The sequence below is a fragment of the Microvirga sp. P4_G7 genome (genome assembly GCF_056401005.1).
Genome location: NZ_JBFUKD010000630.1, coordinates 1 through 2151 on the forward strand (window position 1 = coordinate 1; position 2151 = coordinate 2151).

At 60.1% G+C, this 2151-nt stretch carries 2 protein-coding genes and 1 pseudogene; all 3 read left to right on the forward strand.

All coding sequences use genetic code 11. From position 1 onward, the window contains the following. Positions 1-331, forward strand: a pseudogene (locus AC1DT3_RS18845) (ABC transporter substrate-binding protein); the annotation flags it as partial. Then, positions 328-1350: an ABC transporter permease gene (locus tag AC1DT3_RS18850; protein WP_477466750.1), complete on the forward strand. Its 1023-nt coding sequence runs from the start codon at positions 328-330 to the stop codon at positions 1348-1350. The pseudogene AC1DT3_RS18845 and the gene AC1DT3_RS18850, both read left to right, overlap by 4 nt. Then, positions 1347-2151: ABC transporter permease (locus tag AC1DT3_RS18855; protein WP_477466751.1), on the forward strand; the 805-nt coding region annotated here is incomplete at its 3' end. The genes AC1DT3_RS18850 and AC1DT3_RS18855, both read left to right, overlap by 4 nt.

The window sequence follows — 2151 nt, forward strand, 5'->3', positions numbered from 1 at the left end:
GGGTCAGCATGTCGAAACCAAAGGCACGAAGGGCGAGGCCGTGGACATTCCGGAGGCCAAGCGGCTCCTCGACCTCTACCAGATCTGGATGAACACCGGCAACGAGATGGTGCAGACCAACGTTTGGCGCGAGATGCTGCGAAATCATGCGGAGAATCAATGGTCGATCGGGACCGTCTCGGGCGCACTCCAGCCGATCGTGATGCGCGACAAGCTGAAACATCTGCCTGACAAGGCGGTCTACAGCTGGGAACCCACCGCCATGATCGGCATTTACCGCGCCGACCAGATCTATTGGAACAAGGCCGACAACAAAGAGGCCCGTCGATGATCCGCTTCTTGTTGTGTCGCTCCGTCACGATGATCGTGACGCTTCTGATTATTTCGGCATTGGTCTTTTTCATCATCAAGCTGCCGCCGGGAGACTTCCTCACCAACCAGATCGCGGAACTGCGCGCGCAGGGCGAAGCCGATGCCATCGCCAAGGCGGAGTTCCTGATCAAGCAATACGGCCTCGACAAGCCGGTGTGGCAACAATACCTGGTCTGGCTCGGCGCAATTCCTGGTCCCAATGGTTTCTCGGGATTGTTGCAGGGCGATTGGGGCTGGTCGTTCGAGTTCGACAAACCAGTGATGGATGTCGTCGGCGATGCGCTCTGGCTGACCCTGGTCGTGAACCTCGCCGTGGTGGTTTTCATCCACGTCGTCGCCATTCCGATCGCGATCTATTCGGCGACGCGGCAATATTCGCTCGGCGACTACGTTGCGACTTTCATCGGCTATATCGGCCTCGCGACGCCGAGCTTTCTCCTCGCGTTGATCCTGCTCTACTACATGAACCGCTGGTTCGGCGTTTCGATCGGCGGTCTCTACGACGCGCGCTTTTCGGGCGAACCGTGGACGTGGGAGAAGTTCAGATCCCTCTTGTCGCACCTCATCGTGCCGACGCTCGTCATCGGCCTTGGCGGCACGGCGGCAATGATCCGGCGCATGCGCGCCAATCTGCTCGATGAACTCGGCAAGCAATATTACACGACGGCGAAGGCCAAGGGCCTCGAACCGCGCAAGGCCCTTCTGAAGTATCCGTTCCGCATGTCGCTCAACCCGTTCATCGCGGATATCGGCAATCTGCTGCCGCATCTCGTGTCGGGATCGGTCCTGGTTTCGCTGGTGCTCAGCCTTCCCACGGTCGGCCCCATCCTTCTCTCGGCGCTGAAGACACAGGATCAGTTCCTCGCGGGTTTCATTCTCATGTTCGTCGCTGTGCTCACGGTCTTCGGCATGCTGGTTTCCGATCTGCTTCTCGCGTGGCTCGACCCGCGCATTCGCGCTGGCGGGGGTCGCCGATGAGCAAGGTGGTTTCAGTGAGACAGCACTACGTCGATCCAGCGCCTTTCGATCCGGGTGCGATGGAGCCTGTCGGCGCGGAGAGCGAAAGCTTCTATCGCGCATCGTCCTGGAAGCTGATGTGGTGGAAGTTCCGCAAGCATCGGGTTGCGGTGGCGTCCGCTCTGATCCTGCTGGCGTTCTACGCGATGATCCCGTTCGTCGAGATCATCGCGCCCTACAATCAGACCAAACGACACGGAGAGTTCATCTACGCGCCACCGCAAGCCGTGCATCTGATGCACGAGGGGCGCTTCGTCGGTCCCTTCGTCTATCCTTACAAGTTCGCCTTCAATCTGGAGACGTTCCGGCGCGACTACACAACCGACAGATCCACCCCGCAGCCGATCCGCTTCTTCTGCCGCGGCGACGGTTATGAGTTCTGGGGCATGAAGGCGATGGATTTCCATCTCGTCTGTCCTCCGAGCGACGGCACCATGTTCGTTCTCGGCACCGACAGGCTTGGTCGCGATATCCTCTCCCGAATCATCTATGGGGCGCGGATCTCGCTGACGGTCGGCATCGTCGGCATCGCGGTCTCGTTCGCTCTCGGCCTCCTCTTCGGCGGTCTCGCGGGCTATCTCGGCGGCTGGGTCGATCACATCATTCAGCGAACGATCGAAATCCTGCGGTCGCTCCCCGAATTGCCGCTTTGGTTGGCGTTATCGGCCGCGTTGCCTGCAAATTGGAGTCCGCTCCTCGTCTTTTTCGGCATCACCATCATCCTGGGTCTGCTGGACTGGCCGGGGCTGGCGCGGGCAGTGC